The sequence below is a fragment of the Streptomyces sp. Z26 genome (assembly GCF_003665095.1).
GTDB classification, from domain to species: domain Bacteria; phylum Actinomycetota; class Actinomycetes; order Streptomycetales; family Streptomycetaceae; genus Streptomyces; species Streptomyces phytohabitans.
This window is the reverse complement of sequence record NZ_RCHV01000002.1, coordinates 2,371,550-2,389,176: the sequence shown is the minus strand read 5'-3', so window position 1 is coordinate 2,389,176 and position 17,627 is coordinate 2,371,550. Positions and strand designations below refer to the sequence as shown.

At 75.0% G+C, this 17,627-nt stretch carries 14 protein-coding genes; all 14 read left to right on the top strand.

Annotated elements, in window-relative coordinates:
* The first annotated feature begins 43 nt into the window (after positions 1 to 43).
* The 14 genes from D7M15_RS10555 (at position 44) to D7M15_RS10490 (ending at position 17,591) form a co-directional block, all read left to right on the top strand.
* Positions 44 to 859, top strand: coding sequence for an HNH endonuclease family protein (locus D7M15_RS10555; protein WP_346428794.1), 816 nt, complete (start codon positions 44 to 46; stop codon positions 857 to 859).
* Positions 860 to 1,082: 223 nt separating this feature from the next.
* Complete coding sequence (locus D7M15_RS10550) at positions 1,083 to 1,751, top strand: SurA N-terminal domain-containing protein (protein ID WP_121517273.1); 669 nt, start codon at positions 1,083 to 1,085, stop codon at positions 1,749 to 1,751.
* A gap of 101 nt (positions 1,752 to 1,852) precedes the next feature.
* Positions 1,853 to 2,848: a nucleoside triphosphate pyrophosphohydrolase gene (locus D7M15_RS10545; RefSeq protein ID WP_121517272.1), complete on the top strand. Its 996-nt coding sequence runs from the start codon at positions 1,853 to 1,855 to the stop codon at positions 2,846 to 2,848.
* Positions 2,849 to 3,041: 193 nt separating this feature from the next.
* Entirely contained in the window at positions 3,042 to 4,301 is a 1,260-nt protein-coding gene (locus tag D7M15_RS10540; RefSeq protein ID WP_121517271.1) for a hypothetical protein, read from the top strand.
* On the top strand, positions 4,298 to 6,775 hold the full coding sequence (locus D7M15_RS10535) for a polysaccharide pyruvyl transferase family protein (RefSeq protein ID WP_121517270.1): 2,478 nt from the start codon (positions 4,298 to 4,300) through the stop codon (positions 6,773 to 6,775). Before D7M15_RS10540 ends, D7M15_RS10535 begins: the two co-directional genes overlap by 4 nt.
* A gap of 96 nt (positions 6,776 to 6,871) precedes the next feature.
* Positions 6,872 to 7,663 carry a lysoplasmalogenase family protein gene (locus D7M15_RS10530; RefSeq protein WP_121520557.1) on the top strand — a complete coding sequence of 264 codons (792 nt, stop codon included), beginning with the start codon at positions 6,872 to 6,874 and terminating at the stop codon, positions 7,661 to 7,663.
* A gap of 113 nt (positions 7,664 to 7,776) precedes the next feature.
* Positions 7,777 to 9,054, top strand: a complete 1,278-nt coding sequence (locus tag D7M15_RS10525) for a cytochrome P450 (RefSeq protein WP_121520555.1) — start codon at positions 7,777 to 7,779, stop codon at positions 9,052 to 9,054.
* 214 nt (positions 9,055 to 9,268) lie between these two features.
* The gene (locus D7M15_RS10520) at positions 9,269 to 10,252 is read left to right on the top strand and encodes a transglycosylase family protein (protein ID WP_346428793.1); all 984 of its coding nucleotides are present in this window, start codon (positions 9,269 to 9,271) and stop codon (positions 10,250 to 10,252) included.
* A gap of 268 nt (positions 10,253 to 10,520) precedes the next feature.
* Complete coding sequence (eno, locus tag D7M15_RS10515; RefSeq protein WP_121517268.1) at positions 10,521 to 11,801, top strand: phosphopyruvate hydratase; 1,281 nt, start codon at positions 10,521 to 10,523, stop codon at positions 11,799 to 11,801.
* Between the two features lie 156 nt (positions 11,802 to 11,957).
* Entirely contained in the window at positions 11,958 to 12,434 is a 477-nt protein-coding gene (locus tag D7M15_RS10510) for a septum formation initiator family protein (RefSeq protein ID WP_121517267.1), read from the top strand.
* Between the two features lie 207 nt (positions 12,435 to 12,641).
* The gene (locus D7M15_RS10505) at positions 12,642 to 13,220 is read left to right on the top strand and encodes a DUF501 domain-containing protein (protein WP_121517266.1); all 579 of its coding nucleotides are present in this window, start codon (positions 12,642 to 12,644) and stop codon (positions 13,218 to 13,220) included.
* A complete protein-coding gene (locus D7M15_RS10500) occupies positions 13,217 to 14,152 on the top strand; it encodes a Ppx/GppA phosphatase family protein (protein WP_121520554.1) in 936 nt (311 codons plus the stop codon). The genes D7M15_RS10505 and D7M15_RS10500 overlap by 4 nt, the downstream gene beginning before the upstream one ends.
* Before the next feature lie 380 nt (positions 14,153 to 14,532).
* Complete coding sequence (locus D7M15_RS10495; protein ID WP_121517265.1) at positions 14,533 to 15,960, top strand: NAD(P)/FAD-dependent oxidoreductase; 1,428 nt, start codon at positions 14,533 to 14,535, stop codon at positions 15,958 to 15,960.
* A gap of 233 nt (positions 15,961 to 16,193) precedes the next feature.
* Entirely contained in the window at positions 16,194 to 17,591 is a 1,398-nt protein-coding gene (locus D7M15_RS10490; protein ID WP_121517264.1) for a cyclopropane-fatty-acyl-phospholipid synthase family protein, read from the top strand.
* The last annotated feature ends 36 nt before the right edge of the window (positions 17,592 to 17,627 follow it).

Here is a 17,627-nt window from a genome sequence, read left to right as displayed (position 1 = left end):
TGACCCCTTGTCAGGAGAGCCCCGCCTGGGGTCCGCTGGTGCGGTGAAGGTCACTCAGCAGGTGCCGGGGACGGCGTACGGGCAGGTGGACGGGCGGACGTACGGGGGGAGGCGCACGCACGGTCGGCGCGCGGGCGGGGGTGGGCGCGGCGCGGCCGGTCTGGCGCTCGCCGCGCTGCTGCTGTGCGGCGGTTGCGGAAGCGGCGACGACGCCACGGGCACGGGCGCGGCGGACACGGCGGACCCGGAGCCGCCGGGTTCCTCGGCCCCGGCGTCGCCCGGCGCGGAGGACGAGGCGGGCGGGAACGGGGACGGCGACGGGGACGGGGACCGCGCCGGGCAGCGGCTGGAGGAGCTGAGGGTCCGGGCACCGGCCAGCATGGACGGCTACGCGCGCGACCGCTTCCCGCACTGGTCCACGGTCCGGGGGAACTGCGACACGCGCGAGGCGGTGCTCGAACGGGACGGGAAGGACGTCCGTACGGACCGCGCCTGCAAGGCGGTGTCCGGGAGTTGGCGCAGCCCGTACGACGGCGGGACCTGGACGGAGACGTCCGACGTGGACATCGACCACATCGTGCCGTTGGCGGAGGCGTGGCGCAGCGGCGCCGACGGGTGGACCGACGACCGCCGCGAGGAGCTGGCCAACGACATGGAGCGGCCGCAGCTGCTCGCCGTCACCGACAACGTCAACCAGTCGAAGGGCGACAGCCCGCCCGACGAGTGGAAGCCGCCGCTCAAGGACTACTGGTGCGCGTACGCGGGGGACTGGATCGAGGTGAAGCACCACTACGCGCTGTCCGTCACGGAGAAGGAGAGGACGGCGCTGCGGCAGATGCTGGACCGCTGCCCCGGCTGACGCGAGCGACGGTACGTGCACCGGCGCGGGCACCGTACTCCCGTACGCCGTCGACGGGCCGCGTACGGGAACGGGCGGACGAACGCGGCGAAACCGGCGAAATCCTCCGACCCGTGTCATCCCCGCGCCGCGAACCGGTGGTCACAGCCCCGCGCACTGCCTACCATCGATCACCGACAGGTTGTGAAACCGCGCACAACCCTCGCCGCCGCCGGGAGGCCCCATGCATCGCCGCAGGTCCGCGTTCACCGTCAGCTCCGCCGCCGCACTCGCGGTCGCGGCACCGCTGCTCACCGGCTGCGGAAACGACGCGCACCCGGGCTCCGCGGCCGTCGTGGACGGTGACCGGATCACGATGTCGCAGCTCCAGTCGCGGGTCGGTGAGGTGCGCGACGCGCAGAACGAGCAGCCGCAGGCCGCGCAGCTCGTCCAGCGCAGCGGCCAGTTGACCCGCGCCACCCTCGACACGATGATCCGCGAGCAGGTCGTACGGGCGGCCGCGGACGACGCCGGGGTGTCCGTGTCGCGGCGCGAGATCCAGAAGCTGCGCGACGAGCTGGAGAAGGGCGCGGGCGGCACGAAGCAGTTCGAGGCCGCGCTGCTCCAGCAGCAGGCCATCGCCCCGTCCGAGATCGACAAGCGGATCAGGATGGAGCTGGAGGTGCGCAAGCTCGCGGAGTCCGAGGGCATCGACCTCCAGAGCCCGGAGGGGAACGAGGCGCTGACCGCGAAGTTCGCCGCCACGGCCGAGAAGATGAAGATCGACGTGAACCCGCGCTACGGCAAGTGGAGCACCAAGCAGGCCAGCCTCGCCGCCGTCAAGGAGCCCTGGCTGAACGACGTCTCGGGCAAGGACGCCGAGCGCGAGCAGCAGGCGCAGCCGGGCGCCTGAGCGACCCGGCGGGCGCCCGGCCGCGCCCCCGGCACGCCCCGGCTCGCGCCCCCGGGGTACGTCCCGTCGGGCGCGCGGGGGCGGTGCGTTAGCGTCGTACGGTGCCGCACACACCCGAGACCGCCCCCGCCGACCGGCCCCGCGTCGTCCTGCTGACCACCAGCCACCGGGTCGCCCCCGGCCTGCTGTCCTGGCCCGCGTGGGAGGCGCTGCGGGGCGCGCGCCGCGTCGTGTGCGCCGACGCCGACCACCCGCTCCTCCCGTACGCGGCGGAGGCCGGTGTCACGGTGGAGCACGCCGCGCCGGACGCGCGCGCCCTCGTCGACGCCTGCCTCGCGGACGGCGGCACCACCGTCGTCGTCGCGGGCGCCGAGGGCGAGCCCCGGCTCACCGACGGGCTGGCGCGGCTGGCCGGTTCGGGCCGCGAGGAGCTGCCGGAGCTGGAGCTGCTGCCCGGCTCGTACGACCTGCCCGGCGCCCGCCTGCTCGACCTCGTGCAGGTCATGGACCGGATTCGCGCCGACTGCCCGTGGAGCTCGCGGCGGACGAACGAGGACCTGGTGAAGTACGGCCTGGAGGAGGCGTACGAGCTGGTCGAGGCGATCGAGTCGGGGGACCGGGAGGCGCTGCGCGAGGAGTTGGGGGACGTGCTGCTCCAGGTCGTCTTCCACGCGCGCATCGCGCAGGACGACCCCGACGAGCCGTTCTCGGTGGACGACGTGGCCGGGACGATCGTGGAGAAGCTGATCCGCCGCCACCCGCACGTCTTCGGGGACGCGTCCGCGGAGACGCCCGAGGACGTCAAGGCGCACTGGTTGCGCACCAAGGCGGTGGAGAAGCGGCGCGACTCGGTGACCGACGGAGTGCCCCTGGAGCAGCCCGCGTTGGCGCTCGCCGCGAAGCTCGCCGGGCGGGCCCGTACCGCCGGGCTGGAGGTGCCGCTCCCGGCGGGCGAGGGGCCCGGGTACGCGCTGCTGGCGCTCGCCGTACGCGCCGAGGAGGCGGGTACGGAGCCGGAGACGGCGCTGCGCGCGGCGGCCCGTACGTACCGGGACGCGATCCGCGCGGCGGAGGCGGCGCGGACCGGTACGGGCTGAGGCGCGCCGGTCCGCGCGCCGCAGGCCGCCGGTCGCGGGGCGGCCGGGTCGGTGCCGCGCGCTTCCCGCACTGTTCACCCGCTGTCCGCCGGGGGGACACGTGTGACGCGCGGCCATCGGGCAGAGTTCGGCCCTCTGTTCGGCCGAGCGTGGAGAACCGATGGGTAAGTTGTGGACGCGGACACGCGACCCCGTGACCGCGTGTGCGGACACCGGCGTGGCCTATCTGGCGGCGCTCGACGGCACCCCCGACGCGGGTCGGCTGCGGCTCGCCGCGTCCCTCGGCGCGCTGCTCGGCGCCCGCGACTTCGACTCCCTGCTGCACGCGGGCGGCGCCGCGCTGGACGCCGTACCGGCGGGCGCGGGCGGGCCCGGCGCGAGCCACGCCCGGGAGGCGGCGCTCGCCCTCGAACTGGCCGACGCCGCGGTGGAGTCCCGCCGCAGGTCCAAGGGCGCGTGGCGGTTGCGCGCCCGCGCGCTGGAGGCGCTGGGGCGCCCGGCGGAGGCGGCCGAGGCGTACGGGCGCTACCTCGACCTGTCGGAGGGCGGCCCGGCGGCGTACGAAGTCGCCCTGCACCTCGCCACGTTGAAGGAGAAGCGCGACTGCCTGGCACGCGCCGCCGCCCTATGCCCGGACACCGCGTCCGCGTCCTCCGGCGACGGCCCCGACGGCTGCCCGCACGCCCGCGCCTTCACCGCGGCCGTACGCGACGAGCTGCCCGACGCGGACACGCGCCGCGCGTTCACCGCCCACGTGGCCGCCCGGATGCGGGAGCGCGGCGCGGGCGACGGGGACGTACGGCGGCTGGCGGCGCTCTACGCCACGTACTGCCGCCTGCTCGAACAGCCCCGCGTCACCGACCCGTTGCTGGGCGACTGCGCGCCGCTCGGCATCGGGGAGCTGCGCGGTCTCGTCGCGGGCCGCCGCGTGTGCCTGGTCGCCGACTCCGCCGCGTCGGCGGAGGGTCCGGCGGAACGGGGCGCGGAGATCGACGGTTACGACCTGGTGGTCCGGTGCGACGGATACCGCGCGGGGACGCCCGGCGGCGGCACCCGTACCGACCTGCACGCCGTCACGCCCGACCCGGCGGCGCCGCGCGAACGGCTGCGGCACGCGCGCTGGCACGACCCGGTGGAGGCGCGGATCGTCTTCGCGGAGTCGGGCGACGACTGGCAGCGGGCCGTACGCGAACTGGTGCCCGGCGCGCAGCGGTTCGCGGGCGACGTGGCGCTGCGCAGGCCGCTGGCCGACCCGGCGCTGCTCGGGGAGGACGGCTGGTGCGCGCGGCCGTCCACGGCGTTCACCGTGCTGCGGCTGCTGGACTTCCTGGACGTGAGCCGCGCCGTCGACCTGTTCGGCTACGAGCTGCCGGGGCAGCTGCGCGAGGAGGAGCGGGAATGGGTCGCGGCACACGCGAAGGGCAGCGGGGAGATACGGATGTCGCTGCGATGACGGCCACCGACGCCACCGGGGCCGCCTCGGCCGCCGGGGCCACCGAGGTCACCGACGCCGCCACCACGCGCGTCCGGGGCGGCACCGGCAAGCGCCGGATCGCCTTCGCCTGCCACGTCGCGCACGAGGACCGGGTGCCGGGCCTGCTCGCGCTGCTGCGCAGCCTCGCGCTCACCAACCCGGGGCTGTGCGAGGACTTCCTCGTGCTGCACGACGGGCTCCCGGAGCGCGCCCTCGACGCCGCCCGCCGCCTGCACCCCCGCGTCGTACCGCGCCGCGCCGCCTCCCGCCGCGAACTGCTCACCCCGCCCTGGCCCGGAGCGGCGGCCGACGGCACGGGCGGCGGCACGGGCGGTACGGCCACCGGCACGGACGGCGGGCCCGTCGGCGGCGCCGGGTACGACACGGTGGTCGCGTTCACCACCGGCATGGTCGTCCTCGGCGACCTCAGCGACCTGCTGCGCCTGCGCCACGGCATCGCCGCCGTGCCCCAGCCGTACGCGCTCGCCGAGGGCGACGACGGCACGCGCGCCCGCGCCGTACGCGACGACGGCCTGTACGTCCTCCAGCGCGACGCCGCCGACCCGCCCCCCGCCACGGGGGAGGCGTCCGCCGCCGCGCGGACACCCGGCGGGCCCCGCGTCCGCGGAGAGGTCCCCGCCCGCCCCGGCCCCCTGGTCCACCTCGACGCCCGCTACGACTTCCTGGCCGCCCGCCTCTACGACGACGCCCCCGTGCCCGACCACGTCGTGGTCCTCGACTTCGGCGAGGGGGCGCACCGCCCCTGGGACGGCGGTCTCCCCGGCCACGGCCCGGCCGAACGCGCCTGGCGCCGTTACGACATGGCCGACGACGCGTTCCGCCGCGCCTTCTGTGCCCTCCCCGGCCCCCGCCACCCGGACCTGTTCGCGCACTGCGCCGCCCCGCTGCTCGCCACCGGCTCCCCGCCGTCGGTGAACATGGCCCGCGAACTCGCCGCCGTCCACCTGGAACGGGGCCGCTACGAGCAGGCCGTCGAGGTGCTCGCCCCCGTGCTGGAACGCGCACAGCCCGACCAGCCGCGCTTCCACGAGACGGCGGGCACCGCGCTGATGGCCGTGTCCCGCTACGACGAGGCCGAGGCGCACCTGCTGCTGGCGACGGCGGCACCGCACCTCGCGCCGCGCGCGTTCGCGCGGTTGGCGCGGATGGCCTGGCTGCGCGGGGACGACGAGGCGGCGCGCGGGTACGCCCGCGAGGGCCTCGACTCCGACCCGACGGACCGTGGCTGCCGCACCCTGTACGGCCCGCCGCCCGCGCCCCGCGGCACGCCCGGCGACGGGGCGTCCGACCGGCCCGCGCCCGTACCGGTACCCGCCCCCGTACCGACGCGGGAACGCCGACAGGTGCCGCCCGCCGAGCAGTTCGCGCACGTCGCCCTCTTCTCCACCGGCAAGGAGAACGCGGGCGACAAGGTGCTCCCCGAGGCCGTCCGCATGTGCCTCGACAGCGACACCGGCCCCGACCGCTGGCTGTCCGTCCCCGTCCACCGCCTCTTCGACGAACGCGCCCTGGAGCAGGTGAACGCCCGCCGTGCCCTGGTCGTCGGCGGCGGCGGCCTCTTCCTCCCGGACACCTGGCCCAACGGCAACAGCGCCTGGCAGTGGAACGCCCCCGACGACGCCGTCCGCCGCGTCACCGTCCCGCTCGCCGTCTTCGCCGTCGGCTACAACGCCTTCGACGGCCAGGAGTACGGCCGCGGCCGCTTCGTCGAGAGCCTGCGCACGCTGGTCGAGCGGTCTGCGTTCTTCGGGTTGCGCAACCACGGCTCGGTGGAGCGCGTACGGGACCTGCTGCCCGCCTCGTTGCGCGACCGCGTGCGCTGGCAGCCCTGCCCGACCACCGTCACCCGCCATCTGGTGCCCGGCTGGACCGACCCCGCCGAGCGGGCCGAGACGGCCCTGGTGAACTGCGCGTACGACCGGGCGGGCCTCCGCTTCGGCCACGACTACGGGCACTTCCTGGCCCAGATGGCCGCCGCCGTCCGCGCGCTGCGCGGCCGGGTGGAGGTGCGCTACGCCGCGCACCTGCCCGCCGACGAGCGCTTCGTGCACGACCTGCGGCGCGAGCACGGGCTGACCCTCCCGGTCGACCCGCTCCACGACTTCGGCAACGACGCCATCCGCGACCACTACGCCCGTACCCGCCTGGTCATCGGGATGCGCGGGCACGCCACGATGATCGCGTTCGGTTCGGGCACCCCGTCGATCAGCCTCGTCTCGCACCCCAAACTGGCCTACTTCCTCGAGGACGTAGGCCGCCCCGAGTGGGGAGTGTCCGTGCACGACCGGGAGTTGGGCGCGGTCCTCACCGAACGCGCCACCGCCTTCCTGGACGACCACGACGCCGCCGTCGCCGACGTGCACGGGCGCCAGCGCGCACTGTGGCGGACGACGGCAGAGAACCTGCGGGAGCTGGGCGACGTCCTCGGCTGAGCCGTACGGCCCCGCCGCGGCACCGTACGGCCCCACCGCCGCGTCCCGCCCACGGGCCCCTTGACCCGGGCCGCGCCGCTGGCCATGCTGCCCGGCATGGCGACGATCACCGGGCGCGGCGCGCGCTCCCTGCTGAGGACCGCGGCGTCCCGGCTCACCCGCCCCGACGGGCACGGGCGCGGGGCGCTCGCGGCGTACGGCGCGCTCGCCGCCGTCGACGTGCTCGCCACGGCGCGCGCCCCGCGCGGGGCCGGGCGCGCGGCCAAGCCGCTGCTGATGCCCGCGCTCGCGGCGCACGTGCTGCGGCGCCGCGCCGACGCGAGCGCGCCGGTGCCGAAGCGGCTGACGGCCGGGCTGGCGTTCGCGGCGGCGGGGGACACGGCGCTGCTCCTCGACGACCACGAGCCCGCGTTCCTGCTCGGCATGGCCGCCTTCCTCGGCACCCAGGTCTGCTACACGGCGGGCCTCGCCGGACTGCCGCGCACCGGACCCGTACCCTCCGCCGGGTCCGGGTCGCGCCCGTACGGCGGCGCCGCCCGTGCCCGTACGGGCGCCTGGGGCGCGCTCGGCTGCCTCACCGCCTGGGCCGCCGCCAACGCCGCGCTGGGCCCGACCCTGGACCCGCCACTGCGGCTGCCCGTCGCCGGTTACAGCCTGGCGCTCGCCGCCATGGGCGCCGCCGCGTTCGCCGTGGGCGGCCGGGTGGCGGCGGGCGCGGGCGCGTTCCTCGCCTCCGACCTGCTGATCGGGCTCCAGGCGGCGGGGTACGAGCTGCCCTCCCAGGAGGTGCTGATCATGACGGGCTACGTGCTGGGCCAGTACCTCCTCGTCACCGGCTGGCTCGACCGGCTGGACGGCGCCGGTACGGGCGGCGCGTCGGCGGCCTAGGCGATGTCCGTACGCCGCCCGCGCCCGTACGGGCAGGGGCGCGCGCCGGTACGGTCGGGGACGTGCACGACGACACCCCCGCCCCCGCTCCCGCCACGGGGCAACCGCCGCCGATGCCCGACCTGTTCGGCTGGGAGTCCGCGGCCGACCCGTACCCGGTGTACGCCTGGCTGCGCGAGCACGCGCCCGTGCACCGGACCCAACTGCCCAGCGGTGTCGAGGCGTGGCTCGTCACCCGCTACGCCGACGCCCGGCAGGCGCTCGCCGAGCCGCGGCTGAGCAAGGACCCGGGGCGCCACAGCGAACGCGCCGCGCACGGCCGGGGCCGGGTCGGCATCCCGGGCGAGCGCGGCGCGAACCTGATGACGCACCTGCTCAACATCGACCCGCCGGACCACACGCGGCTGCGCCGCCTGGTGGCGAAGGCGTTCACGCCGCGCCGGGTGGCGGAGTTCGAGCCGCGCGTACGGGAGTTGGCCGACCGGCTGGTCGACGGGATCGTCGCGCGCCGCGACACCGCACGGGCCGAGGGCGAGCCCGTACCGCCCGGCGGGCCCGTACCCGTACGGCACGAGGCGGACCTCATCCACGAGTTCGCGTTCCCGCTCCCCATCCACGCGATCTGCGACATGCTCGGCGTCCCGGCCGAGGACCAGGACGACTTCCGCGACTGGGCCGGGATGATGATCCGGCACGGCGGCGGCCCGCGCGGCGGGGTGGGCCGCGCGGTGAAGAAGATGCGCGGCTACCTCGCCGAACTCATCCACCGCAAACGCCTCGACCCCGGCGACGACCTGATCTCCGACCTGATCCGCGCCTCGGACCACGGCGAGCACCTGACGGAGAACGAGGCGGCCGCGATGGCGTTCATCCTCCTCTTCGCCGGTTTCGAGACGACCGTCAACCTCATCGGCAACGGCACGTACGCGCTGCTGCGCCACCCCGCGCAACGCGCCCTCCTGCACGACGCCGTCGACCGTGGCGACGCCGCCTTCGTCGCCGCCGCGGTGGAGGAACTGCTGCGCTACGACGGGCCGGTGGAGCTGGCCACCTGGCGGTTCGCCACGGAGCCGCTGGAGTTGGGCGGGCGGCGGATCGCGGCGGGGGAGCCCGTACTGGTGGTGCTGGCGTCGGCGGACCGCGATCCGGCCAAGTTCGCCCGGCCGGACGTGCTGGACCTGGAGCGGCGCGACAACCAGCACCTCGGTTACGGGCACGGCATCCACTACTGTCTGGGCGCCCCGTTGGCCCGACTCGAGGGGCGGATCGCGCTGGCCACGCTGCTCCGTCGGCTGCCGGATCTGCAACTCGCCGTGGAGCCCGAGGAGTTGCGATGGCGGGGTGGCCTGATCATGCGGGGATTGCGCACTTTGCCCGTGACCTTCACGTGATCCACGCGACATTCACTTGTGACGGGTGGGACTCGACGCTACGTTCGACCACCGATCCAGGCGTGCGCGCACACGGGCGTCGCCGATCCGGCCGGCGCCAGCCGGTCGCGTGAGTACGTTCGCGATCTGCTCGACTGAGAGGCACCGCATGCGCTCCGGTAACGGCCGTCACCGACGTCCCCGTCAGGCACCGGCGTTCTTCGTCGCGGCGGGAGTGACCGGCGCGAGCATCGCCATCCCGCTGCTGGGAGCGGGCGGCGCGCAGGCCGCCGACGGCGCCACCTGGGACCGCGTCGCGGAGTGCGAGAGCGGCGGCCTCTGGAGCGCCAACGCCGACAACGGCTACTACGGCGGCCTCCAGCTGACGCAGGGCATGTGGGAGGAGTACGGCGGTACGGACTACGCCGAGCGCCCCGACCTCGCGAGCCGCGGCCAGCAGATCACCGTCGCGGAGCGGATCCTCGCGGACAAGGGGCCCATGGCGTGGCCGAGTTGCGCCGAGGAGGGCGGTCTGACGGACGGCTCCACGGAGTCACCGGAGCCCGAGCCGGACCCGTCGGACGACGCGTCCTCCGGGCCGACGCCCTCCCCGGACACCCCCGAGTCCCCCGACGCCCCGGAGTCCCCGGAGGCTCCCGAGACGCCCGACGCCCCGGAGACGCCGGACGCGCCCGACGCGCCCGACGCGCCCGACGCCCCGGAGAAGCCCGACACCGAGCCGACGACGCCCGCCCCGGACGACCCCTCCGAGCCGACCCCGACGCCCAGCCCGACCGACCCCGGCGGCACCGACGGCGGGGGCGACCCGGGCGACGAGTCGCCCACGCTGCCGTCGCCCGGCACCTCCGAGCCGCAGCGGCCGGACGACTCCCCGACGACCGGCTACCCGGGCCACCCCGACGGCCCGGAGGGCTCCGACGGTTCGGGCGAGCGGCTGCCCGGCGAGGGCACCGGCCGCCACCGGGGCGAGCCCGACGAGCGCGAGGGCCGCGACGGCCGCGAGTCGGGCCACCCGTCGCGCGGCGGCAAGGACGGCCGCGAGGACGGCGGTTACCGGGTGGAGCGCGGCGACTCGCTGTCCCGGATCGCGGAGGAGCTGGACGTGGAGGGCGGCTGGACCGCGCTCTACGAGGCCAACCGCGGCACCGTCGGCACCGACCCCGACCTGATCCTGCCGGGCCAGCGCCTCCACTTCTGACCACCACCGGCGCGCCCACCCCCGTTCCGTCACCACGCCCCCTCGCACCGCCGCCGCTCCCGTACGCGCGCCCCGTGCCGCGTACGGGAGTCGGCGTGCACGGGGTGGGGACCGTGGGTGAACGGACGGCCGACCGGAGGTGAGGAGAACGCCGGGTTACGCCTCAGATCCGTAACAGCGGGTTTTCTTTACCAGCGGAACAAACGCTTCGCAGCGGGAGCCGGTTAGGCTGCGGGGACACAGGCAGACCCACCAGAAGGAGACCTTCGTGCCGTCCATCGACGTCGTCGTAGCCCGCGAGATCCTCGACTCGCGAGGCAACCCCACGGTCGAGGTCGAGGTCGGCCTCGACGACGGCAGCACCGGCCGTGCTGCCGTTCCGTCCGGAGCCTCCACCGGCGCCTTCGAGGCGCTCGAACTGCGCGACGGCGACACCGGCCGTTACGGCGGCAAGGGCGTCGAGAAGGCCGTCCTTGCCGTCATCGAGCAGATCGGCCCGGAGCTGGTCGGCTACGACGCGACCGAGCAGCGCCTCATCGACCAGGCGATGTTCGACCTGGACGCCACCGCCGACAAGTCCTCCCTCGGCGCGAACGCCATCCTCGGCGTCTCCCTCGCCGTCGCGCACGCCGCCTCCGAGGCGTCCGACCTCCCCCTCTTCCGCTACCTCGGCGGCCCGAACGCGCACCAGCTGCCCGTTCCGATGATGAACATCCTGAACGGCGGCTCGCACGCCGACTCCAACGTGGACATCCAGGAGTTCATGATCGCGCCGATCGGCGCCGAGTCGTTCTCCGAGGCCGTCCGCTGGGGCGCCGAGGTCTACCACGCGCTCAAGGGCGTGCTGAAGGAGCGCGGCCTCGCCACCGGCCTCGGCGACGAGGGCGGCTTCGCCCCCGACCTGGGCTCCAACCGCGACGCGCTGGACCTGATCCTGGTGGCCATCGAGAAGGCGGGCTACACCGCGGGCCAGGACATCGCGCTGGCGCTGGACGTCGCCGCCTCCGAGTTCTACAAGGACGGCGTCTACGTCTTCGAGGGCAAGGAGCGCACCGCCGACGACATGACGGCGTACTACGCGGAACTGGTCGACGCGTACCCGCTGGTCTCCATCGAGGACCCGCTGTTCGAGGACGACTGGGCCGGCTGGTCCGGGCTCACCGCGAAGCTCGGTGACAAGGTGCAGCTCGTGGGCGACGACCTGTTCGTCACCAACCCCGAGCGCCTCTCGCGCGGCATCGACGAGAAGGCCGCCAACGCCCTGCTGGTCAAGGTCAACCAGATCGGCTCGCTGACCGAGACCCTCGACGCCGTCGAGCTGGCGCAGCGCAGCGGCTTCAAGTGCATGATGTCGCACCGTTCCGGCGAGACCGAGGACGTCACCATCGCGGACCTGGCCGTCGCCACCAACTGCGGCCAGATCAAGGCGGGTGCCCCGGCCCGTTCCGAGCGCGTCGCCAAGTACAACCAGCTGCTGCGCATCGAGGAGATCCTGGACGACGCGGCGGTCTACGCCGGTCGTTCCGCGTTCCCCCGCTTCAAGGGCTGAGTCCGCGCGGGCCGTTCGGCCCCACCGCCGCCGCCCGCGCCCCGTCTGCCCGCGTCCCCGCCCCCGTTCCCGTACGGTGGCGGGGACGCGTGCGTACACGTACGCACGTACCCACGTACGCACGCGGCACCGGACGACAGACGACAGGGGAGACACGTGCCCGCGGACCGGTTCTCGACCGCGACGAGGCTCAGGGCCCTCGGCTCGCAGGCCGCCGAACGCGTCTACCGCGCGCAGAGCCGCCGCGTACGCACCCCGCGCCGCAGCCGCCTCACCGGCCGCGCCGCGCTGCTGGGGCTCGTGGTGTGCTCGATGGTCGTGGCGCTGGCCTACCCGACGCGGCAGTACATCTCGCAGCGCTCCGACATCGAGGACCAGCGCCGCCAGGCCGAGCAGGCCCGCGAGCGGGTCCGTGAACTGCGCGAGCAGAAGGCCCGTTGGCAGGACCCCGCCTTCGTCGAGCAGCAGGCCCGCCACCACCTCCACTTCCTCCGCCCCGGCGAGACCGGCTACGTCATGCGCGACGGCACCGGCGACACCGAGCCCCCGCGCGACCGCGGCGCCGCCGACCGCCCCTGGTACGACAACCTGTGGGACGGCGTCGACCGCGCCGACCAGCCCGACGGGCGCTGACGGCCCGGCCGACACGGGTCGGCACGAATCGACACGGGTCGACGGTGGCCGACGGTGCGGCGACGCCCGCCGGACCGGCCGGGCCGGGCACGGCGCGGGCACCGTAAGCTCTCCGGTACGTACGGCGAGGCGCGTCGCCGCCGCCCGCGCCGCGAGGCCCGCCCGTACGGAAGCCCGCCGTGCCGAACCGACGGAGAAGCGCCAGCGATGGACACCCCGCCACCCCAGACCGAGTCCGCACCGCCCACCGAGGCGGACGTCGCGGCCTTCCGGGAGCAGCTCGGCCGCCCGCCGCGCGGCCTCCGGGCCATCGCGCACCGCTGCCCCTGCGGTGAGCCGGACGTCGTGGAGACGGCGCCACGGCTGGAGGACGGCACACCGTTCCCCACCACGTACTACCTGACGTGCCCGCGCGCGGCCTCCGCCATCGGCACCCTCGAAGCCGACGGCGTGATGCGGGAGATGACCGCCCGCCTCGCGGAGGACCCCGAACTGGCCGCCGCCTACCGCGCCGCCCACGAGGACTACGTCGCGCGCCGCGACGCCATCGCCGTGCTCCCCGGCTTCCCCAGCGCGGGCGGCATGCCGGACCGGGTGAAGTGCCTGCACGTCCTCGTGGCGCACTCGCTGGCCGCCGGGCCGGGCGTCAACCCGCTGGGCGACGAGGCGCTCGCGATGCTGCCGGAGTGGTGGCGCAAGGGCCCGTGCGTGGCCCGTACGGAGTGCGCGGCGGGTACGGCCGACGCGGCCCGTACGGCGACCGGCGCCGAGGGGGCCGGGCGGTGACCCGCGTTGCCGCCGTCGACTGCGGCACCAACTCCGTACGCCTGCTCGTCGCCGACGCCGACCCGGTCACCGGCGAACTCACCGAGCTGGATCGCCGGATGGAGATCGTCCGGCTCGGCCAGGGCGTCGACCGTACGGGCCGCCTCGCGCCCGAGGCGCTGGAACGCACCTTCGCCGCCTGCCGCGGCTACGCCGAGGCCGTCCGCGAACTCGGCGCGGAACGCGTCCGGTTCGTCGCCACCTCGGCCACGCGCGACGCGTCCAACAGGGACGAGTTCACGCGCGGCGTCCTGGACATCCTCGGCGTCGAGCCGGAGGTCGTCACGGGCGACCGCGAGGCGGAGTTCTCCTTCACGGGCGCCACCCACGCGCTGTCCGGCGCCACGCACCCCGGTCCGTACCTGGTCGTGGACATCGGCGGCGGCTCGACCGAGTGCGTGGTGGGCACGGAGCGGGTGAGCGCGGCCCGTTCCGTGGACATCGGCTGCGTACGCCTCACCGAACGCCACGCTCTCTCCGACCCGGTGACGGACGCACAGGCCGCCGCCCTCCGCGCGGACATCGCCGCCGCCCTCGACGAGGCGGCCGAGACGGTGCCGCTGGGGGAGGCCCGTACGCTCGTCGGCCTCGCGGGCACGGTGGCCACGGTCACGGGCATCGCGCTGGGCCTCGACGCGTACGACTCGGCGGCCATCCACCACACGGCCGTCGGCGTCGACGAGGTGGCCGCCATCGCGGACCGCCTGCTGCGCTCGACGCACGCCGAACGCGCGGCGATCCCGGTCATGCACCCGGGCCGGGTCGACGTGATCACCGCGGGCGCGCAGATCCTGCTGGCGGTGATGGAACGCGCGGGCGCCGCCGAGCTGATCGCCAGCGAGCACGACATCCTGGACGGCATCGCGCTCCACACGGCCCGCGCCGGGGGGTAGGAGCCGGAGTGCCCCGTGTCGGGGCCGGGGGTCCGGGTGGCGAGACCCCGGGAAAGTTTGTGAAGTCCTTCACAAGAAAAAGTGCCCAGTCAGGCCCCTTGTGGGCACGTAAGCGGGGGATAAGCGGCCGTCCCGTACGGGCCCCTCGCCCGGCGTGATCGCCGCCGCCCTTTCCGGTGACCGCCGCGACCGTGTCGACGCCCCGCCGTGGACACCCGTAAGCGCAGCTCACGAGGGGTGCGAGGGGGGTACGGGGCGGGTGCCGGGGGAGTGTCCAAGGGGTGGACAGAGTGGGTGGCGGGGGACTATAGCAGAAGTGCCGACGAGCTTGTGAACCCCCTCACGAGCTACCCCTCCCCAGGTGCTGGATACTCGATGGCATGAGCACCACGGAGCGTCCTCGAATCCTCGTTGTGGGTGGCGGGTACGTCGGCCTGTACGCGGCGCGCCGCATCCTGAAGAAGATGCGCTACGCCGAGGCGACGGTCACCGTCGTCGACCCGCGTTCGTACATGACGTACCAGCCCTTCCTCCCCGAAGCCGCGGCCGGTTCCATCTCACCGCGCCACGTCGTGGTGCCCCTGCGGCGCGTGCTGCCCAAGGCCGAGGTGCTGACCGGCCGGGTCACCACCATCGACCAGGACCGCCGCGTCGCCACCGTCGCGCCGCTCGTCGGTGAGGCGTACGAGCTGCCCTTCGACTACCTCGTCATCGCGCTCGGCGCGGTCTCCCGCACCTTCCCGATCCCCGGCCTGGCCGAGAACGGCATCGGCATGAAGGGCGTCGAGGAGGCCATCGGCCTCCGCAACCACGTGCTCGAACAGCTCGACAAGGCCGACTCGACGACGGACGACGAGATCCGCCGCCGGGCCCTCACCTTCGTCTTCGTCGGCGGCGGCTTCGCCGGTGCGGAGACCGTCGGTGAGATCGAGGACATGGCGCGCGACGCGGCGAAGTACTACCCGAACGTGCGCCGCGAGGACATGCGCTTCGTGCTCGTCGACGTCGCGGACAAGATCCTCCCCGAGGTCGGCCCGAAGCTCGGCGAGTGGGGCCGCGAGCACCTCCAGAACCGCGGCGTCGAGGTCTACCTCGGCACCTCCATGAAGTCCTGCGAGAACGGCCGGGTCATCCTCTCGAACGGCTTCGAGGCGGACTCCGACACCATCGTGTGGACCGCGGGCGTGAAGCCCAACCCGGCGCTCGCCTCCTTCGGTCTGCCGCTCGGCCCCCGCGGCCACGTCGACACGGCCGCCAGTCTCCAGGTCAAGGGCACCGACTACATCTGGGCCGCGGGCGACAACGCGCAGATACCCGACCTGGCCGCCGGTGAGGGCCAGTGGTGCCCGCCGAACGCGCAGCACGCGCTCCGCCAGGCCAAGGTCCTCGGTGACAACGTCATCTCGGCCCTCCGCGGCTTCCCGCAGGGCGACTACAAGCACGCCAACAAGGGCGCCGTCGCCGGGCTCGGTCTGCACAAGGGCGTCGCGATGATCGTCGCCGGGAAGATGCGGATCAGGGTCAGGGGCCGGCTCGCCTGGTACATGCACCGCGGCTACCACGGCATGGCCGTACCGACCTGGAACCGCAAGGTCCGCGTACTGGCCGACTGGACCCTCGGCATGTTCCTCAAGCGCGAGGTCGTCTCGCTCGGCGCGATGGAGACCCCGCGCGAGGAGTTCCAGGAGGCCGCCGCGCCGCGGTCGCGCGCCACGGCGACGCAGCGGCCCGTGGGCGTCGGCCGGTTGGACGACGCGCCGCAGGCCGAGTCCGCCGCCGACCGGGGCGCGAAGGCCAACGCGGGCTGACCGCCCGGGACCTCCGCGACACCGGCGACACCCGGCGTACGCGCCGGTCACCGCCTCCGAGGGGCGCGAGCACACCTGCTCGCGCCCCTTTCGCATGCCCGCGCGACCCCGCCCGTACGGGCCGACGGGGCGCGCGCCGGGAAGCATGCGGGCCATTTCGGTGTTGTCTACAGGTACAACGTCGCAGCGCGCTGTATACGTGTGTCAACCCCTCATGACGGAGGTGTCAGGACATGTCCGGTGCCGCACAGCGGCTCCACGCCCTCGCTGAGCGGGCGCTCGACGCGCCGCTCCCCGTACGTATCCGGGCCTGGGACGGGAGTGAGGCGGGCCCGCCGGGCGCGCCCGCCGTCGTCGTACGCGACCGGCGCGCACTGCGCCGCGTCCTGTGGCGGCCGGGCGAACTCGGCCTGGCCCGCGCCTGGGTGGCGGGCGAACTCGACGTCGAGGGCGACCTGTACGAAGTGCTCGCCCGCCTCTCCGGGCTCTGGTCCCGGGACGTCACCGCCCCCACCCGCCCCACCCTCGAACGCGCCACCCCGGACCGTACGACCCCCGCCCCCGGACGCGCCCCCGCCCCCGGACGCGCCCCCGCTCCCGGACGCGGCGCCGTCGCCCTCGCCCGCGACCCCGGCGTACGGTCCGCCGCCCGCGAACTCATCGCCCTCGCCGGGCCCTGGCCACCCCCGCCGCCACCCCGCGAGGAGATCCGCCACCGCGGCGGCCTCCGCCACTCCCTGCTCCGCGACCGCCGCGCCATCGGCCACCACTACGACGTCGGCAACGACTTCTACTCCCTCGTCCTCGGCCCCACCATGGTCTACTCCTGCGCCTACTGGCACGAGGACCTCGCCCCCGACGACCTGGCGGCCGCCCAGACGGCCAAACTGGACCTGATCTGCCGCAAGTTGGCGCTCGCCCCCGACCAGCGGCTGCTCGACGTCGGCTGCGGCTGGGGTTCGTTGGTGCTCCACGCGGCGCGCGAGTACGGCGTGCGCGCCGTCGGTGTGACGCTCTCCCGGGAGCAGGCGGCGTACGCCCGCAAGCGCGTCGCGGAGGAGGGCCTGACCGACCGCGTCGAGATCCGCGTCCAGGACTACCGCGAGGTGGCCGACGGCCCGTACGACGCCATCGCGTCGGTCGGCATGGCCGAACACGTCGGCGCCACCCGCTACCGGGAGTACGCCGAGAGCCTGTACGCGCTGCTCCGCCCCGGCGGGCGGCTGCTCAACCACCAGATCGCGCGCCGCCCCGCGTACGACGAGGGCGCGTACGAGGTCGACGCCTTCATCGACGCGTACGTCTTCCCCGACGGCGAACTCGCCCCCGCCGGACGCACCGTCACCCTCCTCGAGGAGGCCGGGTTCGAGGTCCGCGACCTGGAGTCGCTGCGCGAGCACTACGCCCTCACGCTGCGCCGCTGGGTGGCGAACCTGGAGGCGGGCTGGCGCGACGCCGTCCGCCTCACCTCGCCCGGCCGCGCCCGCGTGTGGCGGCTCTACATGGCCGCCTCCGCGCTCGCCTTCGAGCGCAACAAGATCGGCGTCAACCAGGTGCTGGCCGTCCGTACGCCCGTGGCGGGCACCTCCGGCCTGCCGCTGCACGCGCGGGAGTGGCACGGCGCCGCGTGACGCGCGGGCCGTACGCGACGAGGCCCCGCCCCCCGG